The sequence below is a fragment of the Methermicoccus shengliensis DSM 18856 genome, assembly GCF_000711905.1.
GTDB lineage: Archaea > Halobacteriota > Methanosarcinia > DSM-18856 > Methermicoccaceae > Methermicoccus > Methermicoccus shengliensis.
The window spans coordinates 272277-296180 of sequence record NZ_JONQ01000007.1; the positions used below are offsets into that span (position 1 = coordinate 272277).

The 23904-nt window shown below is 48.8% G+C and carries 22 protein-coding genes and 1 pseudogene; 14 read left to right on the top strand and 9 right to left on the bottom strand.

Annotated features, from left to right (window positions below; translation table 11 throughout):
• Positions 1 to 91 precede the first annotated feature (91 nt).
• The 7 genes from BP07_RS01810 to BP07_RS01835 all read left to right on the top strand — a co-directional run bounded on the left by BP07_RS01810 (position 92) and on the right by BP07_RS01835 (position 8021).
• Complete coding sequence (locus tag BP07_RS01810) at positions 92 to 2056, top strand: DNA methyltransferase (protein WP_042685057.1); 1965 nt, start codon at positions 92 to 94, stop codon at positions 2054 to 2056.
• A gap of 86 nt (positions 2057 to 2142) precedes the next feature.
• Positions 2143 to 2853: a hypothetical protein gene (locus BP07_RS01815; RefSeq protein WP_169736229.1), complete on the top strand. Its 711-nt coding sequence runs from the start codon at positions 2143 to 2145 to the stop codon at positions 2851 to 2853.
• Positions 2846 to 5065: a DEAD/DEAH box helicase family protein gene (locus tag BP07_RS01820; protein WP_211247034.1), complete on the top strand. Its 2220-nt coding sequence runs from the start codon at positions 2846 to 2848 to the stop codon at positions 5063 to 5065. The genes BP07_RS01815 and BP07_RS01820 overlap by 8 nt, the downstream gene beginning before the upstream one ends.
• Positions 5066 to 5149: 84 nt before the next feature.
• A complete protein-coding gene (locus BP07_RS08985; RefSeq protein WP_211247035.1) occupies positions 5150 to 5476 on the top strand; it encodes a hypothetical protein in 327 nt (108 codons plus the stop codon).
• 184 nt (positions 5477 to 5660) lie between these two features.
• Positions 5661 to 6404 (top strand): hypothetical protein, encoded by a 744-nt coding sequence (locus BP07_RS01825; protein WP_157203028.1) that lies wholly within the window; start codon positions 5661 to 5663, stop codon positions 6402 to 6404.
• 217 nt (positions 6405 to 6621) lie between these two features.
• Entirely contained in the window at positions 6622 to 7359 is a 738-nt protein-coding gene (locus BP07_RS01830) for a hypothetical protein (protein WP_042684775.1), read from the top strand.
• Between the two features lie 188 nt (positions 7360 to 7547).
• Complete coding sequence (locus tag BP07_RS01835; RefSeq protein ID WP_042684777.1) at positions 7548 to 8021, top strand: universal stress protein; 474 nt, start codon at positions 7548 to 7550, stop codon at positions 8019 to 8021.
• Here BP07_RS01835 and BP07_RS01840 read toward each other — a convergent pair.
• Positions 8015 to 8974, bottom strand: a complete 960-nt coding sequence (locus BP07_RS01840) for a class 1 fructose-bisphosphatase (protein ID WP_052353123.1) — start codon at positions 8972 to 8974, stop codon at positions 8015 to 8017. The genes BP07_RS01835 and BP07_RS01840 overlap by 7 nt on opposite strands.
• Before the next feature lie 284 nt (positions 8975 to 9258).
• Between BP07_RS01840 and BP07_RS01845 the strand changes: the two genes are divergently transcribed.
• Both BP07_RS01845 and ilvE read left to right on the top strand, forming a co-directional pair.
• Positions 9259 to 10050: a 2-amino-3,7-dideoxy-D-threo-hept-6-ulosonate synthase gene (locus tag BP07_RS01845; RefSeq protein ID WP_042684779.1), complete on the top strand. Its 792-nt coding sequence runs from the start codon at positions 9259 to 9261 to the stop codon at positions 10048 to 10050.
• A gap of 4 nt (positions 10051 to 10054) precedes the next feature.
• A complete protein-coding gene (ilvE, locus tag BP07_RS01850) occupies positions 10055 to 10930 on the top strand; it encodes a branched-chain-amino-acid transaminase (protein ID WP_042684782.1) in 876 nt (291 codons plus the stop codon).
• On the opposite strand, the gene BP07_RS01855 is transcribed toward ilvE, so the two are convergent.
• Genes BP07_RS01855 through oadA form a run of 3 tightly spaced genes read right to left on the bottom strand, consistent with a single transcriptional unit; the run spans position 10921 to position 14380 of the window.
• The gene (locus BP07_RS01855) at positions 10921 to 11694 is read right to left on the bottom strand and encodes a 23S rRNA (uridine(2552)-2'-O)-methyltransferase (RefSeq protein WP_042684784.1); all 774 of its coding nucleotides are present in this window, start codon (positions 11692 to 11694) and stop codon (positions 10921 to 10923) included. The two genes, ilvE and BP07_RS01855, sit on opposite strands and share 10 nt — an antisense overlap.
• The gene (cofD, locus tag BP07_RS01860) at positions 11694 to 12614 is read right to left on the bottom strand and encodes a 2-phospho-L-lactate transferase (protein ID WP_338045882.1); all 921 of its coding nucleotides are present in this window, start codon (positions 12612 to 12614) and stop codon (positions 11694 to 11696) included. The genes BP07_RS01855 and cofD overlap by 1 nt, the downstream gene beginning before the upstream one ends.
• 41 nt (positions 12615 to 12655) lie before the next feature.
• A complete protein-coding gene (gene oadA, locus BP07_RS01865; protein WP_042684786.1) occupies positions 12656 to 14380 on the bottom strand; it encodes a sodium-extruding oxaloacetate decarboxylase subunit alpha in 1725 nt (574 codons plus the stop codon).
• 128 nt (positions 14381 to 14508) lie between these two features.
• Between oadA and BP07_RS01870 the strand changes: the two genes are divergently transcribed.
• Positions 14509 to 15513, top strand: a complete 1005-nt coding sequence (locus BP07_RS01870; protein WP_042684788.1) for a sodium:calcium antiporter — start codon at positions 14509 to 14511, stop codon at positions 15511 to 15513.
• Between the two features lie 15 nt (positions 15514 to 15528).
• Here BP07_RS01870 and BP07_RS01875 read toward each other — a convergent pair whose 3' ends face one another.
• The 5 genes from BP07_RS01875 to BP07_RS01895 all read right to left on the bottom strand — a co-directional run bounded on the left by BP07_RS01875 (position 15529) and on the right by BP07_RS01895 (position 19180).
• Entirely contained in the window at positions 15529 to 15816 is a 288-nt protein-coding gene (locus BP07_RS01875; protein ID WP_042684791.1) for a MazG nucleotide pyrophosphohydrolase domain-containing protein, read from the bottom strand.
• A 3-nt stretch (positions 15817 to 15819) separates the two neighbouring features.
• Positions 15820 to 16464: a 2-phospho-L-lactate guanylyltransferase gene (gene cofC / locus BP07_RS01880; protein ID WP_042684793.1), complete on the bottom strand. Its 645-nt coding sequence runs from the start codon at positions 16462 to 16464 to the stop codon at positions 15820 to 15822.
• The gene (locus BP07_RS01885) at positions 16464 to 17423 is read right to left on the bottom strand and encodes a manganese-dependent inorganic pyrophosphatase (RefSeq protein ID WP_052353125.1); all 960 of its coding nucleotides are present in this window, start codon (positions 17421 to 17423) and stop codon (positions 16464 to 16466) included. The genes cofC and BP07_RS01885 overlap by 1 nt, the downstream gene beginning before the upstream one ends.
• Before the next feature lie 10 nt (positions 17424 to 17433).
• The gene (eno, locus tag BP07_RS01890; protein WP_042684797.1) at positions 17434 to 18696 is read right to left on the bottom strand and encodes a phosphopyruvate hydratase; all 1263 of its coding nucleotides are present in this window, start codon (positions 18694 to 18696) and stop codon (positions 17434 to 17436) included.
• Between the two features lie 118 nt (positions 18697 to 18814).
• Positions 18815 to 19180, bottom strand: a complete 366-nt coding sequence (locus BP07_RS01895; RefSeq protein ID WP_042684799.1) for a hypothetical protein — start codon at positions 19178 to 19180, stop codon at positions 18815 to 18817.
• An 814-nt stretch (positions 19181 to 19994) separates the two neighbouring features.
• Between BP07_RS01895 and BP07_RS09205 the strand changes: the two are divergent.
• The 4 genes and pseudogenes from BP07_RS09205 to BP07_RS01915 all read left to right on the top strand — a co-directional run.
• Positions 19995 to 20135, top strand: a pseudogene (locus BP07_RS09205) (hypothetical protein); the annotation flags it as partial.
• Between the two features lie 658 nt (positions 20136 to 20793).
• Positions 20794 to 22047 carry an ORC1-type DNA replication protein gene (locus BP07_RS01905; protein ID WP_245597020.1) on the top strand — a complete coding sequence of 418 codons (1254 nt, stop codon included), beginning with the start codon at positions 20794 to 20796 and terminating at the stop codon, positions 22045 to 22047.
• Between the two features lie 154 nt (positions 22048 to 22201).
• Entirely contained in the window at positions 22202 to 23191 is a 990-nt protein-coding gene (gene radA / locus BP07_RS01910; protein ID WP_042684804.1) for a DNA repair and recombination protein RadA, read from the top strand.
• 18 nt (positions 23192 to 23209) lie between these two features.
• Positions 23210 to 23899, top strand: coding sequence for a phosphoglycolate phosphatase (locus BP07_RS01915; protein WP_042684806.1), 690 nt, complete (start codon positions 23210 to 23212; stop codon positions 23897 to 23899).
• Positions 23900 to 23904 lie beyond the last annotated feature (5 nt).

Genomic DNA, 23904 nt, shown 5'->3' on the forward strand with positions numbered 1-23904 from the left:
GAAGATTATGCAAATAGAAAGTGCGTGGAATACACGTTAGTCGCAATTCGGAAACCTGCCCCTTGAAAAGAAAAATATGGAGGAGAATAAAATGACATTGATGGGAGAGTTGAAAGAGCTCCTTAAGGGAGATACACGATTTGTAGATGCTGAAGGAAAACTATTAAAAAACAAGATAGTGGAACATGCTTTAAAACTTGATAAGGAATTGATTAAACTTCTATTGAAAAACGAACGGATAAAGGAACATTTCTTTAAGGATGTAGATGGTATTTTGGTTTTTGATAAAGAGAAATTCATGAAATTCATAGACAATAAGGAATTTCTCCCTGATTCATACACTGCTTTTAAAAATAAGATAGGACTTGCTAATGAAAATGGTAAATACATAGCAAAGAGTAAAGAAGTTGTTTTGGTGTGGCCATATAAGGATTGTGTTCTTGAAGGCGGACAGGAAAAACCTGATGAGAAGAGAAAAGAGATTTTCCACAATGTAATTCTTGCTCCTGATGAGATTGATAGATTATTAGAACCTAAGGTTTTTACCAACTTTAAAAGGATAGATAAAGATGGAGAACATCCGCTTGATGGTTTCAGAAGAGATGCTGAAATAAACAGGAAAAGAGGATTACCGGAAGATACAATAACGGATAATTTGATTATTAAGGGGAACAATCTCTTAGCGTTGCATTCACTTTTAAAGGAGTTTAGAGGGAAAGTGAAGTTGATTTATATTGATCCGCCGTATAATACAGGAGGGGATGAGTTTCAGTATAATGATAATTTTAAGCATTCTACATGGTTGACTTTTATGAAAAATAGATTGGAAGTGGCAAAAGAGTTGTTGAGTGAAGATGGTAGCATCTGGATTAATATCGACGATAATGAATTATCTTATTTACAAGTTCTTTTAGATGAAATTTTTGGACGTGAAAACTATATTTCTCTTGTAACAGTTAAAAGAAGCGCTTCAACCGGACATAAAGCAATTAATCCGGGACCGATAAATGTTACGGATTACATAATAGGATACGCAAAAAATAAAAGAATGTGGAAATACCATATACAGTATGTTCCCAGAGATTATGATAAAGCATATTCTTTATTTATAGAAAATTATGATGAAGGAGTTGATAAATGGAAGTTTATCCCAATCAGCGAAGCTTTGAAGAAATATGGTTGCACTATTTATGAGCTTATAGAAAAATACCCTGAAAGAATTGTGAGATTTGCCGAACCAAATTATTCAGGCGTTGGTAAAGAAACTAAAAGAATAATAGATCTATCTAAGAGAATTCCTAATAAAATTTTTATTCAAAAAAGAGAGGGATATCCCGATATATACTTAAAAAATGGACAAAGAATTTTGTTTTACAAAGATAAAGTTCAGAAAATAAATGGAAAAATAACGACTGTGGAACTATTAACGAATATCTGGAATGATATTCCATTTCAGGGTATAGCTAAAGAGGGCGGGATAGTATTACGGAAAGGGAAAAAGCCCGAAAAGCTTCTAAAAAGGGTTATAGAAATGAATACCGATGCTGGAGATATAGTATTAGACTTTTTTATGGGGACAGGAACTACATGTGCGGTAGCGCACAAAATAGGACGCCAATATGTTGGTATTGAACAATTGGACTATGGAAAAAATAGCGCTTTGTCGAGGCTTAAAAATGTTATTAATGGCGATCAAACTGGCATATCCAAAGCAGTAAATTGGCAAGGCGGTGGCGATTTTGTTTATATGGAATTAATGAAGTTAAATGAACCTTTTATTGAGAGAATAAGAGATGCTGAGACAACAGAAGAACTTTTGAAAATATGGGAAGATATGAAACACAATGGATTTTTAAGCTATAGGGTTGATCCAAGGTTATTTGATGAAAATATTGAAGAGTTCAAGGCTCTAAATTTAGATGAGCAAAAGAAATTGCTACTTGAGATGCTCGAATATAATGACCTTTATGTGAATTACAGTGAAATTGATGATGATATTTACAATGTTAGTGAAATGAATAAGAAACTAAACAAAGAATTGTATGGGGGGTGCTAATTATGGAATATTATACTGATAACAAATTATATCAGTTCCTTCGTAACAGTTATAAGTTTAAATTTTCAGATATTAATGTTTGGGAGTTGATTTATGGTGATAAATTTTCGACTCCTAAATTGCTTGTGTTAGTTGCTGGGGTCCATATGGAAGAGAGTTATAAAAACCTCTATGACATCTTTAATAAAGAATCCTATGCTCGTTTAAAATATTTATCCGAAAAATCGGGTCTCCCATTCATTTGTATAGCATTTGAAGTTGGTGTTGAAGAAATAGATAAAGTTTATTTTGCAGAACAGTGTGGGGAGTTTAGAGAATTGACACTAAATGAACTAAAAGAGATATTTCAGACATATGATTTGCCAATTAAAGATTCCACCACCCAAAAATATCTTAACGATAAAACATCCAGTGCTTATCATAATTGGCAAAGAGATAATTTGGGAGATGAGATTACAGTATCAGATATAGATCTTTGGATTATACATCTCAATTCCAACATCCCAATAGCAATACTTGAAATTAAAAGATCAAAGATTCCCCTCGATTCTTGGACACCCTACAAAAACGATTATCCAAACTTTAAATTAATCTCGAATTTGTGTAATATGTCTAATATCAAGTTTAAAATTGTGTACTATCATATGGGAGAAGGTACCACATACAGACCTGAAGACATTTCTAAGGTTAAAGTATTTGATGTCAATTTTAAAAAAGACCCACCTATAAGTTCACCAGGTAGGATTATATCTCTCTTAGATTTTATTATTTCCGAGGAGTGGATAACGAATGAATAGTAGTCAAAAATTAAGTCAGGAATACGATGTTCTATCAAAAATGGGCTACCTTAAGAAGGACATCCCTAAATATATTGAAGATAATCTCAATCCAAGGTTTAAATTAAGACCTTATCAAATTGAAGCCATAGCAAGGTTCATTCACTACATTGAAGAAAACCCCAACAGAAAAAAACCAACACAACTTCTATTCAATATGGCAACAGGTTCCGGTAAAACCCTTTTGATGGCTGCGGATATCCTTTACCTTTACAATAAAGGATATAGGAACTTCCTATTTTTCGTGAATAGCACAAATATAATAGAAAAAACAAGGGATAACTTCCTGAATCCTCTATCCCCAAAATATCTATTCAACGAAAGGATAAAATTTGGGGATAAAGAAGTTGTAATAAGAGAGGTTTCCAATTTTGATGAGGCAAATGAAGAAGACATAAACATCATCTTCACAACAATTCAGGGACTACACAGCCAGTTAAATCTTTTTAGGGAAAATTCAATCACATTTGAGGATTTTAAGGATAAGAAGATTGTTTTAGTATCCGATGAGGCACACCACATAAACGCATGGACAAGAAATAGACTCAACAGGACAGAAGAAGAGATGAAAAAGACTTGGGAATATACAGTTATGCAGATTCTCAAATCCAACCCTGAAAACATAATGCTTGAATACACCGCTACCATTGATATGGATAATCCTGCAATTTATGAAAAGTATAAGGACAAAATAATTTTTGAATATGATTTAAAGCAGTTTAGAATTGATGGTTATTCAAAAGAGGTTAAGGTTTTGCAGGCAGATTTAGAAAACTGGGAAAGGATGTTGCAGGCAGTTATTTTAAGCCAATACAGAAGAAAAATTGCGGAAAAATACGGGATAAGGTTAAAGCCTGTTATATTATTCAAATCTAAGAGCATAAAAGAGTCTAAAGAAAATTATGATTTATTTAGAGAAAAAATGGACAATTTGAGTGGGAGTGATATAGAGACCATCAAATCAAATGCTACCGGAACCATATTGGAAAAAGTCTTTAATTACTTCGAAAGGGAAGGGATAACAACCAATAATCTCATAACTGAATTGAAAGAGGATTTTTCAGAGGAAAAATGTATTCTGCTTGATTCTGAAAACATAGACAAGGAAAAACAAATTAAACTCAATACTCTTGAAGATGAAAACAACGAGATTAGAGCTATATTTGCAGTTAAGATGCTCGATGAAGGTTGGGACGTTCTTAACCTTTTTGATATAGTCAGACTCTATGATACGAGAGATGGATACTGGACAAGGGATGGTAGATATATACCAGGAAATACCACGATTGCAGAAAGACAGCTAATTGGTAGGGGAGCAAGATATTATCCCTTTAAACTCAATGAAGACGATGATCCATTCAAAAGAAAATTTGATAACCAGCCTGAGCATGGACTGAAAATTATTGAAGAACTTTATTACCATAGCAAACACAATCCAAGATACATACAGGAGCTCACAACGGCACTAAAGGAATACGGAATTATGCCCTACGAAGAAAAAGAGATTGTATTGAAAGTGAAGCCCACAATTAAAAATACAGAATTCTGGAAAAAAGGGGTTCTTTTTGTAAATAAGAGGGTAGAAGCTGATAGAAGTGGAATAAAAACCGTAGATGATATCAAAATAGATAAGACTTATAAATACAAACTACCAACAGGATTTGTTAAAGAAGATGTGATTTTAAAAGAAGGTGAAACTAATAGCAAATCTCTTGAAACAACAACCAAAACATTTCAATTGGGTGATTTTGGAGATACAATCTTAAGAAAGGCAATGGCAAAACTTGATTTCTATAGGTTTAACAACCTTAAAAAATACTTCCCATCTCTGACTTCTTCCAGCGAATTTATTGAGTCTTTGAAAAGTATAACCGTTGACATCACAAGTTCAAAGGAAAAATTAGATAATCTCACACCAGAAGATAAACTGAAAGTGTGTTTAAATGTGTTAATGCAATTGGAAAATGAGATTTTAAACGAATATGTTGAGTATAAGGGGACAGAAATTTTCATACCAATCGAAATTAAGAAAATAGTCCGGGACAAACAACTGAAAATTAATGTTGGAGATTATGGTGATCAAGAATATGGTGTGCCTATGAGTAACCCAAAACACCCAGATTTACAATTAAATATAGCAGATAAAGATTGGTATATTTATGATGAAAACTAAGGTACTTATGAAGAAAAATCTTTTGTTAAATTTATTGATGGAGTCATAGAAGATCTGAAAAAAGAATATAGCGAGGTATATCTATTGAGAAATGCAAGCTTATTTAAGATTTATAGATTTTCGGATGGAAAAGCTATGGAACCGGATTTTTTGTTATTTTTGAAGAAAGAAAATTCAGATGAGATTGAACAATACCAGCTTTTCATAGAACCAAAGGGGGAACATCTAATAAAAACGGATCAATGGAAAGAAGATTTCTTAAAAGAAATTGAGAAAAAATACCAGATTAAGATTGAACCGAGATTATTTGGAGAAAACAAAAAATACAAACTAATTGGTTTCCCATTCTACAATGAAGGGAGAAAGAGTCAATTTATTGAAATATTTAAAGAAAAGTTGGGGTTAACATGATGCGTGAAAATAAAAGGTACGGAGCAGGTTTCCGAACTCTCCACTCCTTAAAGTCGCTCCGACCCCTACGGGGTGCGACTAACAAGCGGGTATCTGGCTTTGGCTATCGCCTTCGCCCAAATCCTTCGCTATCACTCAGGACTTCAGATACCCACAAAACGTTATGTGAAATCGGGGGCAAAGGATGAGAATAAATGGTGATGCTATGAAAATTTCGAAAGAGTTAAACATAACTGGTGTCATAATTAAACCAAGTGATATCAGAGAACTAGCCAAAAAAGTGTATGAAGAATATGAGAGCGATAATGAATCTGACCGTAAAAGAATTAATTTTATCTTGAAAGGGAATGATGAGACACAATACGAAAGCGAAGATATTGAAATCTTCTCAGATAGAGGCATTTTAGATACAAGAAGAATTATAGGAATAGAAATGACTTACTTTAATTATTCCAATAATAAGAGAATATCTATTAAACTAGATCATACCGTAAGAGACTATGGATGGGGAAATTCTATATCTGTATCTGGTTCCAATGAATTGTGGGTAAATGGAATTATCAAGAATTTCGAGGGTATTATTTCAAATTGGGAAAAACAAGTAATTTTGCCACATAAATATGGTTGGTTTTTAGCGATAATATTTATGATAATATTTGTAGGAGGTATTGGTTTACTCTGTCTCAATTTTTTATCCAAGTTAGAGTGGAGTATAGCATTCGGGTTTTCATTCGGAATTTCATTTTGGCTAGCATCCTACTTAGTCGATGAATTGAAAAAATTATATCCTATTGTTGAATTAAGGACAGGACCGGAGCATACTCAAGTGGAGGCTAAAAAGAGAAGGAAGGTATATGCTATAATTTCAATAGGAGTCATTCCATTGATTATATCCCTTGTAGTCGAGTTAATAAAAATAATAATTTAGGTCAGCGTAATCATAAAAACAATGATGGTACATATAATGCATTTGATTGATCCTTTGCCTCCCACTCTTCGCAACTTTCGTTGCTCGCCCTTCGGGTCACTTAACAGGAGGATATGTGGCTCGCTCAAATTTGCCTTCGGCAAACTTCACATATCCCCAAGACGTTATATGTCACTTTGCTATACTTAAAAAATACTTCACAAGGGGAGAGTCAGAAATGAAGAATAGAAATGAGACTTTTGTATCTGATATTCTTAACAAAACGCCCCAACTAGCACCACTCATGCAGGAGATTGAAGGAATTGAATTCCATGATGAGAGTTCTAAGTTAGGCGCGCTTATTCATCATATGTTCGAAAATGCTCAGTCAACAAATGTCTCTCTGAACAGGGTTATCATATACACTCTCTTCAACTGTATTTGCAAAACCATCGAGGCAAAGCAGGGTTTCATTCTTCTTTTCAACAATGATCTCTTCTCCTCAGCATTTTCACTTAATCGCACAATATTTGAACTCTGGGCTGCAGCGTGCTTTGTTGAGAAGACTGTTCGAGACTTTTACACTTCCAGAAATGAAGCGAAATTGACCAAAATTGCTAACAAGCTCTTTGCTGGTACAAGATATCCAACAGAACTACCTTGGGATGAACCCAGTACTGATAAACCTGTGCATATAAACGAAATGCTTGCGGAACTTAAACAGTGTCATCCAGGGGCAGAAGATACTTATGGCTTTTTATGCGAATACTGTCACCCAAACTTTCTATACAATATGGAGGCATACCTTGCCAGCAGTCAAGATGTATTGTGGGAAAATCCTCGTTTTAGAGAAAAAATTACTATGGCATTAGAAAAACAATTTTCATCCCTATTACAAGCACTCCGTGGAATCAAAGCATGTACTAGAGCAATTTTGGATATGTGTTTGAAAGAATACGGTGTGGACTACCCATGAGATTGGCAAAGCGGCGTATAACACAGCATAAAAGGTTCATGTCTTACGGCACTCACCCAAACCCAGCACTTTTAAAAAGTGTGGGTGCGGAAAAGTGCTGGGCTTCTTTTATGCTGATACTGTTATACCAACTAAGTTAACAGAGCCCCCCAACAAATAATAAATACTGGAGTGCACAGTTCTCATTGATGAACGCGCATTCCATTGAAAAAATTGTTATTGCCACCGATGGCTCTGAGTACACTCATCGCGCCATCGCCTTCGGGCTCTCGCTGGCCAAGAAGCTGGGGGCAAAGGTATATGCGTTGAGCGTGCTGGACATTGCACCCGTGATGTCCGTGCCCATAGATGGTGCATGGAAGGGTGTGTTTGACCTCATGCACGAGGAGTGCTTCAAAGCCACCGCCTACGTGAAGGAGGCAGGGGAGGAGATTGGAGTTGAGGTCGAGACCGTGGTGCTCGAGGGCAAGCCAGCAGAGAAGATTGTGGAGTATGCAGAGGAAAACGACATCGACCTTGTCGTCATGGGCACCACGGGAAAGAGCGGGCTGGACAGGATACTGCTGGGAAGCGTTGCCGAGAGGGTGGTAAAGCTCTCCCATGTCCCTGTGCTCGTGGTGAGGAGCGACCAAGAGATAAAAAACAGAAAAGCCTCTCAGTAGTAGAGCCTCGCATCCCTGCACTTGGCAAACAGCGTCTCCATCTGGTCAATCAGCTCAACATTGCCTATGTACAGGGGTACACGCTGGTGCAGAGAAGTGGGCTCCACATCGAGCACCGAGCCCATGCCCACAGAGGACTTCCCCCCAGCCTCCTCCACTATGAGTGACATGGGGTTGCACTCAAACTGGAGCCTGAGCTTTCCATGGGGCCTGTCGAGATAGGCTGGATACGCAAAGAAGCCACCCTTGTGCAACACCTGGTTGGTGTCCCCTATGAACGAGCCCCCATACCGTAGCCCGTAGTGCTCCCTCTCCAGCAGCGCGATGAAGTGACGAAACTCGGGAAGCCACATCTCCCTGTTGCTCGGAACACCATACACCTTTCCCGGCGAGGGAATCTGGAGGTGCTCGTTTACCAGATAGTACACATCCTCAAGGTTGTGCTTTCTGCCCTTCACGAACTCGTGCACGCCCCGCTTTGCTGTGTACATCATCGTGGTGAGTGGGCCATACAAGATTGTCAGGGCTGCCTTCAGCTTCCTTCCCCTCGCTGGAAGCGGTGTGCTGGCGTCGTATATCCCGCATATAACGCCAAAGAGGTTGTTGCTCTCGATGTTGCTCGAGCCATCCAGCGGGTCGAGTGTGATGTTAAAAGCGCCCGTGCCCTCCTCATACTCCACGATGTCCTCAGATTCCTCTGATGCGAGCTGATGTATCAGGCCGGTGGACAGCAGCCCATCGATGAAAACATCGTTTGCCCACACATCGATCTTGGTCTGCTGCTCTCCCGATATGTTCACAGTGCCCGCCTTTCCAAGTCTGTGGGGAAGCTCCCGTCTGATGAGGATGGATAGCTCGCATATTCTGGAGATGAGGGTTGCGAGCTCCTCATCAAGTTCCCGAAGATGCTCATGGAGAGTTATCACCTCGCTCATCTCGCTCATCTCGCTCATCCGCTGCCCTCCTTCGAATAGGAGTGGTCGTGCCCATAGTTATGTTTTTCCCAATGTTGTTACTTGCAACTGTTCAGAGTAATCAACAGCTTAAAAAGCGTCCACACACCCTGCGCAGGTCCTGCACAGGTGCTCACCTCATCGAATGGAAAGGCGACAAAGTTCAAACCCCACATCGAGGACAGTTTAAGTCCTGTGGAGGCTCTCTCACTCTCTCAGCACCTGCAGCATCCGCTAAAGCAAAACTTTTTTAACCGCCTCCACGTTGCATCCACAGTGGGTCTATGAGCGAAATTGGCAAGTCGGTGAGGATGGAGAGGATTATCAACCGAGATTCAAAACGCACAATCATCGTGCCAATGGACCATGGAGTGAGCATGGGACCCATCAAGGGCCTGCTCGACTTGCCCAGTATCGTGAACAAGGTGGCTGAGGGAGGGGCCAACGCAGTTCTGGGCCATCTTGGGCTTCCCAAGCACGGACATCGAGGCTATGGCAAGGACATAGGACTGATCATCCATCTGAGCGCATCCACCTCACTTGGCCCGGACCCAAACCACAAGGTACTCGTGACCACTGTTGAGGAGGCAATCAAGGTGGGTGCTGATGCCGTCTCGGTGCACATCAACGTGGGCGCAGAGGACGAGGCCGAGATGCTCGCAGGGCTGGGACACGTGGCAGAAAGATGCGACTACTGGGGTATGCCCCTCGTCGCCATGATGTACCCGCGGGGCAGAAAGGTGTCTTCCGAGTACGACGTGGAGTTCGTAAAGCATGCCGCAAGGGTGGGTGCAGAGCTTGGAGCCGATATAGTGAAGACGAACTACACGGGCGACCCAGAGAGCTTCAGAGAGGTGGTCAGGGGCTGTCCCGTGCCCGTGGTGATGGCGGGTGGTCCCAAGACAGAAACAGAGGAGGAGTTCCTGAGAAATGTGTATGACGCCATGTCGGCAGGGGCTGCCGGGGTCGCTGTTGGACGAAACGTGTTTCAGGCAGATGACCCCACGGCGCTCGTTCGCAAGATCGCACAAATCGTTCACGAGGGGGCAACCCTTGAAGACGTGCTGAAGGGGTGAGAGGTTGGAAGGTGTTGTGTACGTGAACGGAAGCTTCGTGCCAGCACACGAGGCGAGCGTCTCGATATACGACCACGGCTTTCTGTATGGAGATGGTGTGTTCGAGGGGATACGGGCATACAACGGCAGGGTGTTTCGGCTGGATGCCCATATAGACCGGCTGTATGACTCTGCCAAGGCAATCATGCTTGAGATACCCTTGAGCAAGCAGGAGATGAAGGAGAGCATACTGCAGACCCTTCGAAAGAACAATCTCAGGAATGCATACATCAGGCCCATCGTCACAAGGGGCATCGGCGACTTGGGTCTTGATCCAAGAAAGTGTCCGAAGCCAAACGTGTTCATCATCACGCAGGAATGGGGAGCAATGTATGGCGACCTGTACGACAAGGGACTCACTGCCATCACGGTGAGTGTGAGAAGAAACCCGCCAGAGGCTCTCCCCCCCAACATCAAGTCACTGAACTACCTCAACAACATACTCGCCAAGATCGAGGCAAACGTCAAAGGAGGAGACGAAGCCATCTTCCTCGATGTCCGGGGCTGCGTGTCCGAGGGCTCGGGAGACAACATCTTCGTGGTGAAAAGAGGTCACATCATAACCCCTCCCACGCTCAACAACCTCAAGGGCATCACGAGAGAGGCAGCCATCGAGATTGCAGAGAGGCTCGACATACCCATCAAGGAGGCCGATGTGGGTCTGTTCGACCTCTACACTGCTGATGAGGTGTTCGTCACGGGCACGGCAGCCGAAATCGCCCCCATCGTGAAGATAGACGGAAGGGACGTGGGAAGCGGCAAGCCTGGCAAGGTCACACGGCTGCTCATGGCCGAGTTCAGAAAGCTCACCGAGAGCGAGGGGACCCCAATCTACGACTGAGCCTGCCTGAGCCGCCGCCCAATCGCGAACCTCGGCTTTACTTTCTCGATTCGCACATCGAGGTGCTCCCCCACATCGGCACCCTTCACGAACACCACGAAGTTGTTCACCCTCGCCACTCCCTCCCCCCTCTCGGAGAGGGACTCTATCACCACAGAGTGCACATCGCCCACGTGAAGTGCGGGTTCGAAGAAGCCCCGAGCCACCACATATATCTCGGCACTCTCCTTCCTCGATGCTTTTGGAGTAAAGAGGCTAACCTTGGCAAAGTACTCCTCCACCTCTGTGAGCAGTTCATCCAGCATGTCTCCCTGAAACACCTTGCACACCATTCTGCCCTTTGGGGCAAGCAGTGCCCTTGCCCACCTCAGCGCGCCCTCCGCCAGCTCGATTGACCTCGCGTGGTCATAGGGCCAGTTTCCAGAGAGGTTGGGAGCGGCATCGGAGAGCACCACATTCACCTGCCCCCCCGTTATCTCCCTCACCCTCTCGAGTGTTCGCTCATCTCTCATATCTCCCCTCAACGTGATGGCTCCCTCCACGGGCTCGATGTCCTTGAGGTCTACACCCACCACCATACCGTGGGAGAGCTCCCTCGCCACCTGCATCCATCCGCCGGGAGCCGCTCCAAGGTCCACGACGATGTTGTTCTCACGGATGATGTCGAACCTCTCGCATATCTGAATGAGCTTGTATGCGGCTCTGGAGCGGTATCCCTCCTGCTTTGCCTTCTTGTAGTAGTAGTCCCACCTTCGCCTTGCCATCACCCCACCTCCTCCATGAGCTCGAGCACGCGTGTTGCAAGTGAGATGCTCTTGTGCTTGCTGGACATCAGCGTGTCTGCCCGAACGGTATCCACAGCAAACTGCGAGGGGTGCACGTCATCCCTGTGGTCTATGATGAAAAGGTCGAGAAAGTCCTCGTAGAGCTGAGAGACGCCAAGAGAGGACGGCTCAAGCCCACATGCCCTCATCAGTTTTTCCGCTGGACCGCTGACAGCCCTGCCCCCTATGATGGGCGAGATGGCAAGCACCCTCTTTCTGGACAGGTACCGCCTCATTCCACCAACTCCGAGGATGGGTCGGATGCTCGTGATGGGGTTGGAGGGCCCTATCACCACCCACTCATTCTCGCGAAGCGCTTCCCCAACCTCGCGCGTGAGGTGTGCCCCTTCAAGCCCTTCGTGGCTCACGGAGAGTACATCTGGCTCTCCCTTTCGCACCACCCAGAACTGCTGAAAGTGCATTCTGCCCTCGCTGGTTTCGAGCATGGTACTCACGGGCTCATCACACATGGGCAGCACCCTCTCCTGCACACCCATCGCATGGCAAAGCTCGAGAGTCGCCTGCGTGAGGGTGAGCCCCTCACCGAGCATCTTCGCCCTTGCAAGATGCGTAGCCCTGTCGATATCGCCTATACGTAAGGGCTCTTCCATACCCAGCCCCCGCAGGGCATCTGCGGTGCTAAACGTGTCATTCCTCACCCCCCACCATCTCGATGTGTCCAGCCTATCACTGAAGAGATACAGCACTGTGTCGATGTCTGGGCACACCAACCCCCCAGAGACCCACACATCCTCTGCGGTGTTCACAACCACCGTGAGCTCATCTGGAGCCAACAGCTCCTTCAGACCCCAAAGCAGCTTTGGAGTCCCAGTACCACCAGAGAGCACCATCATCGACATCGAAAATAGAGGCGTCGGGGAGAAGGTATAAACATATCGTGCTACCCTATCACCATTATGATGTCCCCTGGGCTCACGGTATCCCCTTCCTTGACCAGAATTTCCTTTACCACACCCCCCTTAGGTGCCACCACATCGTTTTCCATCTTCATGGCCTCGAGGACTGCAACCACATCGCCCTCTCTGACCTCCTCTCCCTCCTTCACCTTTATGCGCAATATTGTTCCCTGCATCGAGGCGAGCACACCCCCTTCCACATTCTCTGGCTTGCTCATCTTGGGCATCTGCTCAACAGAGGCGACGGCCCCGCCAATGGGCTCCACTTTCACGATGTAGGTATCGCCCTCCACCTCCACCCTGTACTCGGTGGGCAAGAAGACCGCTGGGGCGCCGGCAGAGGGCTCGACAGGAGGTTCGAGAGGCTCCTCCTTGAGCTCGCCCTTGAGAAAGTCCACCGCAACTTGAGGGTACAGGGCATAGATGAGCACGTCCTCCTCCTCGCTCACGATGCCCAGCTCCTCTGCCTCCCTCTTGGCCTTTTCATACTCTGGCTCGAGCAGGTCCGCGGGACGGCACGTGATTGGGACGTCATCACCTATCACAATCTTCTTTATCTCTGGGTCCACGGACGCGGGCGTCCTCCCATAGTAGCCCAAGACGTAGTTCTTGACCTCCTTGGGCACCACCTTGTACCGCTCGCCCATGAGCACGTTGAGCACCGCCTGAGTGCCCACTATCTGGCTCGTGGGTGTGACGAGCGGTGGATACCCTAACTCCTTACGAACGATGGGAATCTCCCTGAGCACATCCTCGAACCTGTCCAGTGCGCCCTGCTCCTTTAGCTGAGAGACCAGATTGGAGAGCATCCCTCCGGGTATCTGGTACACCAGCACATTCACGTCCACCCTCTCCGAGATGGGATTGATGAGGGCACGATACTTCTCCCTTACCTCCTTGAAGTAGTTGGCAATCTTGCCGAGCAGCTCGAGGTCGAGCCCAGTATCGTAGGGAGTATCCTTGAGGGCTGCCACTATGCTCTCGGTGGGAGGTTGCGAAGTCCCCCAAGCAAACGGAGATATGGCAGTGTCCAGAATGTCCACGCCCGCCTCACACGCAGCATAGTACGACATCGGAGCAATGCCACTGGTGCAGTGGGTGTGGAGGTGGATTGGCACATCCACATCCCTCTTGAGGGCCTTTATGAGCTCGTATGCATGGTGGGGGGTGATGAGTCCCGCCATATCCTTTATGCAGATGGAATCGCACTCCAGCGCCACGAGCTCCTCCGCAAGCTTAAGATAGGACTCGATCGTGTGCACTGGGGAGAGGGTAAAGCATATGGCGCCTTGCACATGGGCATCCATCCGCTTTGCTGTCTTTATGGACACCTCCATGTTGCGTATGTCATTTAGCGCATCAAACACCCTGAATATGTCTATACCATTCTTGGCAGCGTGCTCCACGAACTTGATGACAACATCATCTGAATAGTGGCGGTAGCCCACGAGGTTCTGGCCACGTAGCAGCATCTGAAGGGGAGTATCCTTGATGTGCTTTTTGAGGGCTCTGAGCCTCTCCCACGGGTTCTCGTTGAGAAAGCGTATGCACGCATCGAACGTGGCTCCCCCCCACACCTCAAGGGAGAAATAACCCACGCTGTCCAAGTCCTCTGCAATGGGCAGCATGTCCCTCGTCCTCATCCTCGTGGCAATTAGCGACTGGTGAGCATCCCTGAGAATGGTGTCGGTGAGTCTTACCCTTCCCATGCTATCCTCCCTAAGGGGGGGGTTGGACAGACCACTATATAAGCCCTTTCCAAATAGACTGTTTTTTTGAATATTCAAGATGTGCATGGCCGATAGCCTTTTAAATTTCCATAATAGGGGGATGCACGATGCTTGCGGCTTTCGATTTCGCTTACTTGCTCATCGGGTTGACCATCATCATGGTGGCTTGCGAGCTTTTCACCAATGGGATAGAGCACGTTGGCTGCCGATATCAGCTCTCAGAGCAGGCCACCGGAAGTGTGCTCGCCGCCGTGGGCACCGCCCTGCCCGAAACCATTCTACCCATGATTGCCATCCTGTTTGCAAGGACTGGGGGGCACGAGATTGGAAGTGGTGCTATCCTCGGAGCGCCCTTCATGCTCATATCTCTGGCGATGCTGCTTGGGGGCATCACGGTCATCGCGGGCTGGGCTGCTGGAAGGCGTGGGCTCGTACTGGACATAGACCCAGAGCACGTGAGGTGCGACCTCGCATACTTTCTTGGTGCGTATGCTCTCGTGCTGGTGGTGAGCCTGCTGCTACATCCCCTCAAGGAGGTGCTCGCCCTTGCACTCATCGCCGCCTATGCGGTGCACACGAGGCGCACGCTGTACTCTGATGGGCAGATGGATGCCGAGGAGTGCAGACCCTTGTATTTCACGAGGGTCATCCCCTCACTAAGGCAGAACGCCAACCTCGAGCTTGCCCAGAGTGTCACAGGGCTCTTGGGAATCGTGGTGGGTGCCAAGGTGTTTGTGGATGGCATAGCAGGCGTGGCCCTCGAGTTTGGGGTTTCGCTGTTCTTGTTCTCATTTATCATAGCGCCGATGGCTACCGAGCTTCCAGAGAAGTTCAACAGCATTCTGTGGTACTGGAGGGGAAAAGACGCGCTCGCCATGGGGAACATCACGGGCGCGATGGTGTTTCAGGCCACGTTTCCCGTGGCAGTGGGCCTCCTGCTCACCCCATGGACGCTCGACTTTGAAGGGCTGCTCGGCATCGGGCTTGCGATGCTCGGTGGGACAATGTTCTATGTGCTGCTCGGTGTTAGAGGCACCTTGAGTGGCACATGGATGCTTCTCGGAGGCGTGATATATGTCCTCTATCTCGTGGGTGTGTTCAAGTGGGTTTAATCCCAACGGGGACGGCTACTTCCAGCTAACGTCCTCCCACGTGCTCGAAACATCCTCGAACGACCTTTTCACGTACCTGTCTATGAGCTGCGCCTCCACGTCAATGTCGAGCAGGTTGGCAAGGCAAAGGCACACAAACATTACATCGGCCATCTCCTCTGCCACACCCTCGTGGTAGCGCATCGCCTTGGACAGCTCTCCCACCTCCTCCATGAGCACTGCCAGCAAGAACAGTTCCCCCATCTGCCCATCCTTTTCAAGATAGCGCTCAGCCAGCACACGCTGCAGCTCGGATATGTGCATATGCTACTTCCTCCTTAGCTCCACCTTGGCGCCCATGGGCTCAAGATACAGACCTATCTCCTCAAGATAGGCTCTCACCTCCCCCCTATCGTGGATTAGCAGCTCCACGAGATCCTGCGGCTCGTCGATGTCCACAGAGGTGTAGAAGGAGTCGTACACCTCCACGCTGAGCCCCCTCTTCCTTGCAAGCTGTTCATGGGTGAGGAAGGAGAGGTTGTGGTAGCGTACCTCGAACCTCTCTGGCCTTGACACCCTGAGCACGTTGGTGCCACCCGCCCGTCCCGGAGCTATCACCACATCTGCGCTGGACGAGCACATCTCATCAATGTTGCGGCTCGTTATGAGGGGCAGGTCGGCCATCACCACTATCACCTGCTCTCCCGGCATGTGCTCTGCCACCTTCTCGAGATATGTGTTCACCACCTCGTCGAGGGGATGGGGTGCATATATCCATCCCACCCCCTCCACAGGAGACTCGAAACCCATGCTGGTGGATGCCACCTCCACCACGTCCACGCTCGAGCACACGAGCTGCTCGAGCACGCTCTTGAGCATGAGCATTGCGAGGTGTTCTCTCTCTGAAGGAGAGAGCACTTCGGCAAGCCTTGACTTGGCATCCTCCACCTTAAAGGGAACGAGGGCTCGCATTAATCCTCCTCAAACGCTCGCTCGAGGGGTGGCACTACCTCCTTCTTTCTCGATACCACTGGACGCTCTATGTATCCACTCTCCAGCCTGCCCTCAAACGCCCTCTCGAACACCGAAAGGGCGTTTTGCGTGCCCACGGCATACAGCCTGCTCTTTTTACTCAGGATGTGGGTTATCATGAGCACCACGAGCTCATAACCCTCGCCGAGCATCGCCCGCATCTCCTCCAAGAGGGCATCCATGTTGGGCTCTATCTGAGAAAAGTCCATGAGCTCCACCTGCCCTATGGCAACCCTGTGTCCAGCAAAGGAGAACTCCTTGAGGTCTCTATTGAGCAGCTCCGAGGCCGACCTGCCCTCGATATCGCTCTTCTTTTTTAGCATCTCCATGCCATAGTGCTCGAGCTCCACGCCAGCATGCTCTGCAAGTCTGTGGGCAATCTGCTCATCAAGGGGTGTGCACGTTGGAGACCTAAAGAGCAGCGTGTCCGAGATGAGGCCAGAGAGCAGCACGCCCGCAATCTGCCTCGAGGGGTCAATCTTCATCTCATCGAACATTCTGGCGAGCACCGTGCACGTCGAGCCCAGAGGTTCGACCCTGAAGTATATGGGAGCCGAGGTCTTGAGCCCTCCGAGCTTGTGGTGGTCCACCACACCCACTACCTGGTCCTGTGCCACACCATCCGGCATCTGGACGGGCTCATTGTGGTCCACGAGGTACACCGCCATATCAGGGGATGGAACGAGTGGCTGGGGTGGTTCGAACCCGAACGTTGAGAGAGCAAATGTCGTCTCTGCATTCAGCTCGCCTGCCCTCGCCGCCACGGCGAAATAGCCAAGCTCGTTGAGCATCTCGGCACACGCGATTGCAGCACATATGGAGTCCGCATCTGGGTTTTTGTGGCCCACCACATATATGGGGCCCATGGGGTCCTCCTTGCCAATGCCAATCATCCTCATCCAATTCCTCCTATCTCAGACGAGCATAACGTGCTCTCTCCCCCAGCTGCTCCTCTATTCTCAACAGCTGGTTGTACTTTGCAGTGCGCTCACCCCTCGCAGGAGCTCCAGTCTTTATGAGCTGTGCTCTGATACCAACGGCAATATCGGCAAGGGCTGCATCCTCGGTTTCTGCAGAGCGATGGGATGCCACCACTCTCCACCCAGCATCGTACACCATCCTCGCCGCATCCAACGCCTCGCTCAGCGTGCCTATCTGATTCACCTTGAGCAGCAAGGCCGACGCCGAGTGCATCGCTATTCCCCTCTGGATGCGCTTCGGATTGGTGACGAATATATCATCGCCCACCACCATCACTCCATCCAGCCTTCGGGTGAGAGTTGCATAGTTTTCGTAGTCCTCCTCGTGGAATGGATCCTCAATGTACAGAAGCGGATACTCGGATGCCAGCTCCTCATAGTAGGTCATGAGCTTATCTGGGGGGATGTCCATGCCATCGAGATGGTAGCGTCCATCGGAATAGAACTCGCTCGCCGCTGCATCTATGCCAACCATCACCTCATGCTCGGTATAGCCAGCCTCATCGATTGCCTGCATGAGGGCATCCAGTGCATCTCTCGTATGTACGATGGGGGGTGCATATCCCCCCTCAAAGCCCACGTTTGTGGCGCCCCTCCCATATTTCTCCTCCAGCACACTGCCCAGAGCATGATACACCTCGACACCGTATCTCAGACCCTCGGCAAACGTTGGCGCCCCCACCGGCTGTATCATGAACTCCTGTATAGCAAGCTCGTTTCCAGCATGCTTTCCACCATTGAGCACGTTGAACGTGGGCACGGGAAGAGTGGTGGGCGAGTTGTTCATGAGCGTGCCTATGTGTTCGAATAGAGATATGCCAATGGAAGAAGCCGCAGCCTTGGCACACGCGAGCGATGTGCCCACGATGGCGTTCGCTCCGAGCCTCGACTTGTTGGGCGTGCCGTCCAGCTCACACATCACCATGTCGAGCTCTCGCTGCTCCCTCGAGTCCATACCCACTATGCTGGGACCTATCTCCTCGTTAACACTCCTAACGGCCCTCAGAACACCCTTTCCATGATAGCGCTCTCCTCCATCCCTGAGTTCTACTGCCTCGTGGGTACCGGTGGAGGCGCCAGAGGGCACACAAGCCCTCCCAAAGCCGCTTTCCGTTCTAACGTCCACCTCGACCGTGGGGTTGCCCCTCGAATCGAGAATTTCCCTCGCACGCACATCTAGAATGACCGTCATGTGAACACAGCTCCACTCCTTGCAACATGGAGATACAGGCTCTAAATGGGCACATCATCTCAGGATATAAATGTTGGTGCCATACTCCAGCAAGGTGATGCGAGTGCATGCCCACAGCTCAGCCCTTTTTCAGGAGTTCCTTTAGCCTGTGGATGCTCTCAAGAATCTCCCGATTCTCCCTGAGCTTCTTTTGCTCCAGTTCGTCTATGATATCCTCAATGGGCTTTTTCAATCTGTAGAGCTTGTAAGGTCTTCCCTTACCAGGCTTTTTATCCTGCCTAACATCCACCCAATCCAGCTCTACAAGCTCTCGCATGGTGATGCTAACCTCGGGCTGTCTCAAATCAGCACCAATCTCAAGGTCCCTCGAGGTAGCCTCTTTACCGTCCCTGAGGTATGCCACCACCTTCGCCACATTGCGCTTTAGACCAAAGTCCATAAGTGCTTTAGCAAATGCATGAACGTCAGTATTGGTACCTTCCACGTGATCACCTCGCAGGGTCAAGAACGTCAGAACACATGGGGCGTTCGTATTTACTCTTTATGATTAACATAAATATATACTTTTGTAATATCCATCCTCCATCCATCCTCCATCCATCACCCAAACCAGCTGGCTGACATTTTTGTAATTACACCAAACCCCCCCTCCCCTTTATTTCCAGTGGAATATCTGGAGGGAGCGATGGTCACCAGAACACAAAATCCAGAACACAAAATCCAGAACACAAAATCCAGAAATCCGTACCCCATCCAGAAATCCGTGGACTACCTCACCCTCACGGACGGAGCTTCTCCCGTTCCATTGCCTGCGTTCGCCTGCGTTCCACAGCAACTTCATCTGAGAGTTCGGGGTAATCCGGGCTGCCTCACCACAGTCCCCACGCCCCATCCCCTTGCCCTTGCTTTTCACATCTATACTCGCCGTGTCCCGCGCCGTGTCCCGACGAGGGAGCTTTAAGAGGTACCTCCAAACTTTTGAATGGGACAAACATCTATTTAAACTTTATGATGGGCATTCCTCCTACCACTAAATGTGGTGGGCTTCCTGTCCGCTTTTCTCGTGAAACATTTGAATACTTTTGGCTTCCGAAATTTTTAAAATAGTTTTGATGGGCAACTGTATGTTGGGGCAGTCTTCGAAATGTGGGGCGTTTAAGCCCGAATGGAGGTTTAAGCCCGAATGGAGGCTTTATTTGCCTCGAAGATGTGGGGAGTCTTCGTCCCTGAAAGCCAGCCGATGAAGGAGGGGTGAAAAGTAGAGCAACTATTTACGGGTAGGCAGAACGGATGAATGCAGAACGGATGAATGCAGAACGGATGAATGCAGAACGGATGAATGCAGAACGGATGAATGCAGAACGGATGAATGCAGAACGGATGAATGCAGAACGGATGAATGCAGAACGGATGAATGCAGAACGGATGAATACTATTAAGAAATAATATCAGCATATACACGCCACATATCACGAGGAACCACATATCACGAGGACATTCTCTCCAGGAGAAACGGCTGTATGCGGACAGATGTCCAACGAACATCCAACGAACATCTCCACGCCCGAGCTGGCTCGGTGTGGACGGGCTGCTGTCAACGATACAGGGAGCCATGTGTTCACCTGCAAGCGTAAAAAACATCATGAGGAGCTTTTCATGAGGAGCTTTGTTTCCACTCTCTATAATTCCTTCAAGCTAATTCCTTCAAGCTCGGACTTTTTTCCCTATTAAAAAATGGAGCTGGCTTGGGCGGTTGGGATGCTCGTACCCATGGTACTTCCATGCTCCAGTGGAAATAAAGGGGAGGGGGGGTTTGGTGTAGGGGGTGTGGTGTAAAAACGAAACTAATTTCCAGTGGAAGCTGGGGTAAGTTCTGGAGATATGAAGTCCATCCCCCCATGGCTTTAAAAAGACAGGCCAGCCCCCGCCCTATTAAAAATTATCAATTCATTAATATAATTATTCTGGGGTTGAGTTGAGATTTTTCATGCCCAACTCATCTATCACATAATTTATGTGTATTCAGTGGAAATGATGGGGTCATCACCACAACCCTTAATAGAACGTAGAAGAGTCCCCACACTGGAGGAGTTGGAGGTGACAGGGGCACTCAGCAAGGTGTTCGAAGAGCTGCTCAACAGGGACACGCTCTTTGTGAACAGAGAGGTGCTGCGCTCCACTCACACCCCAGAATCACTTCCCCACAGGGAGAAAGAGGTCAATCATCTTGCCAATGTGTTGGTGGCTGCCCTTCGAGGCCAGACTCCCTCTAATGTGCTCATATACGGAAAGACTGGCACCGGCAAGACGGCTGTGGCAAAGTTCGTGGGCAAAGAACTCGAGCTGATGGGCGAGAAGATGGGTGCCCCCTTGAGTGTGCTCTATGTGAACTGCAAGGTGGTGGACACACAGTACAGGCTGCTTGCCAACCTCGCGAGTTACTTCGGACGCGAGGTGCCCATGACGGGTTGGCCCACTGATCAGGTGTACGAGGAGTTTAGACAGGGAGTGGATGCAGAGGCCAGAATCGCCATCATCGTGCTCGACGAGATAGACAAACTCATCCGTAAAGGCGATGATGTGCTGTACAACCTCTCGAGAATCAACGACAACCTCTCCCGTTCCAAGGTGAGCCTGATTGGAATATCCAACGACCTTCGCTTCACCGAACAGCTCGATCCAAGAGTGAGAAGCTCTCTCGGAGAGGAGGAGATTATATTTCCTCCATACAATGCCGCCCAGATAGCCGACATCCTGACCCAGCGGGCGAAGGTCGCCTTCAAGCCGGGTGCGCTGGACCCGAACGTCATTCCGTTATGCTCTGCTTTTGCTGCTCACGAAAATGGAGATGCCCGAAGAGCCCTCGACCTTCTGAGAGTCTCAGCAGAGCTTGCGGAGCGTGAGGGTGCTGAAAGGGTGACCGAGGCACATGTGAGGATGGCACAGGATAGGATAGAGGAGGACAGGATTACAGTGGTGGTGAGGACGCTGCCCACCCAGTCCAAGTTGGTGCTCTCGAGCATAGCGTTTTTGAGTTCGCGGGGCGCCAAGACGATGACCACGGGTGAGGTGTACAGCGTGTATAAGAAGCTGTGCTCCAAAATCGATGTGGACATCCTTACCCAAAGGCGCATTACGGATTTGCTCTCCGAACTGGACATGCTGGGCATAGTGAACGCCACAGTAATCAGCAAGGGCAGGTATGGAAGGACGAAGGAGATATCCCTCACCACCCCGTGGGAGACAATATTCAAGACGCTGACGGAGGATTACAGGCTCAAGATGCTCGCCTCACTCAACCCCTCTTTTCCCACACAGTCCAAGCTCGATTGTATTCCAGAGGAACCTTAGGCTCGCTTAGGCTCGCTTAGGCTCGCGGCTCGCAAGCCTTTAATAGCCACAGGGATGAATGGATGAATGGATGTAAAAAAGCCATGCAGGAGTCAGTTCTTGATGTGTGAGCAGAAGAACGCGCAGGAGAGCGTTTGGCAAAAGAGGTATTCAGATGGCAAGTGAGCTTGAGGATATACAGGGGGTTGGCCCCAGCAAGGCTGAGAAGCTGAGGGAGGCTGGCTACACCTCTGTGGAGGCAATCGCCGTGGCCTCTCCATCTGAGATTGCGGCTGCCGTGCCCGACATCGGAGAGGGGGCAGCAGCCAAAATCATCAAGGCGGCAAGGGAGCTTGCCGATATAGGGGGCTTTGAGACTGGGGATGTGGTGTTTGAGCGAAGGCAGAAGGTGGGCAAGCTGACCACTGGCAGCTCGGCACTGGACGCCATCCTCGGCGGCGGCGTGGAGACGCAGGCGATTACGGAGTTTCATGGGGAGTTCGGCTCTGGAAAGACGCAGCTCGCCCACCAGCTCGCAGTGAATGCGCAGCTTCCAAAGGAGCTTGGAGGGCTGGAGGGCTCAGTGGTCATCATAGACACGGAGAACACCTTCAGGCCAGAGCGCATCACCCAGATGGTGGAGGGGCTTAAAGAAAGGTATGCTGAAAGCTATTCAGAGCTCGAGTTGGACCCAAGGCAGTATCTCAGGCACATCCATGTGGCGAGGGCGTACAACTCGAACCACCAGATTCTGCTGGTGGACAGCGCGATGAGGCTCGCGGAGAGCTTAAAGGAGAGTGAGATGCCCGTAAGGCTGCTGGTGGTGGATTCCCTCACGGCCCACTTTAGAGCCGAGTATGTGGGCAGGGGCACGCTGGCAGACAGACAGCAGAAGCTCAACCGCCACCTTCACGACCTTCTTCGCTTTGCAGACCTTCACGATGCAGTCATTGTGGTGACCAACCAGATGATGTCCAGGCCAGAGGTGTTCTATGGAGACCCCAACAAGCCGGTGGGGGGGCACGTGCTCGCCCATACCGCAACGTTTAGGATATATCTCAGGAAGAGCAAGGACAATCACCGCATCGCCCGCTTGATAGACTCCCCCAGTCTTCCAGAGGGCGAAGCCACGTTCAGGGTGGGCACCCACGGCATCAGCGATTAGGGGGGCACGAGCTGGGCGATGGTCCACATACGAGCCATAGCAGCCGACATCGATGGCACTCTCACGGACGAGCGGCGAAGGGTTTCCCCAGCGGTGCTGGAGGTGGTGGAGCGACTCGACGTTCCCGTGATTTTGGCTACTGGAAATGCGCTGTGCTTCACGAGGGCGGCGGCGCTGCTGATTGGCACGTGTGGGGCCACGGTTAGCGAGAATGGGGCAGTGCTCTCCACCGCGCTGGACACAGAGCCCCACGTGCTCGTGGAAAAGCGGGTGTGCCTCAGGGGTTATGAGTTGCTCAGGGATCACTATGATATGAGGCTCCTGGACTTTGAGTACAGAAAGAGCGAGGTGGTGGTGGCGAGAACGTTCGATGCCAAAGAGGCAAACGAGATTGTGCGCTCCCACTATCCAGAGCTTGAGGTGATAGATACTGGGTTTGCCATCCACATCAAGGCCGCCTCCATGAGCAAGGGTGAGGGCGTCCGCAGGCTGCTCGAGCTGCTTGACTGGGATATGGGCATGGAGCACGTGGCGGCATTTGGGGACTCGGTCAGCGACCTTTCCATGCTGGAGGGGGCGGGCGTCTCGGTGGCGGTGGCGAACTCCCCTCCAGAGGTCAAAAAGAGGGCGACCTATGTGGCGCGCTCGCCGTATGGCGAGGGCTTTGCAGAGGGTGTGGCGTGGCTTGAGGAGCAGGGGTTGCTGTAATCACA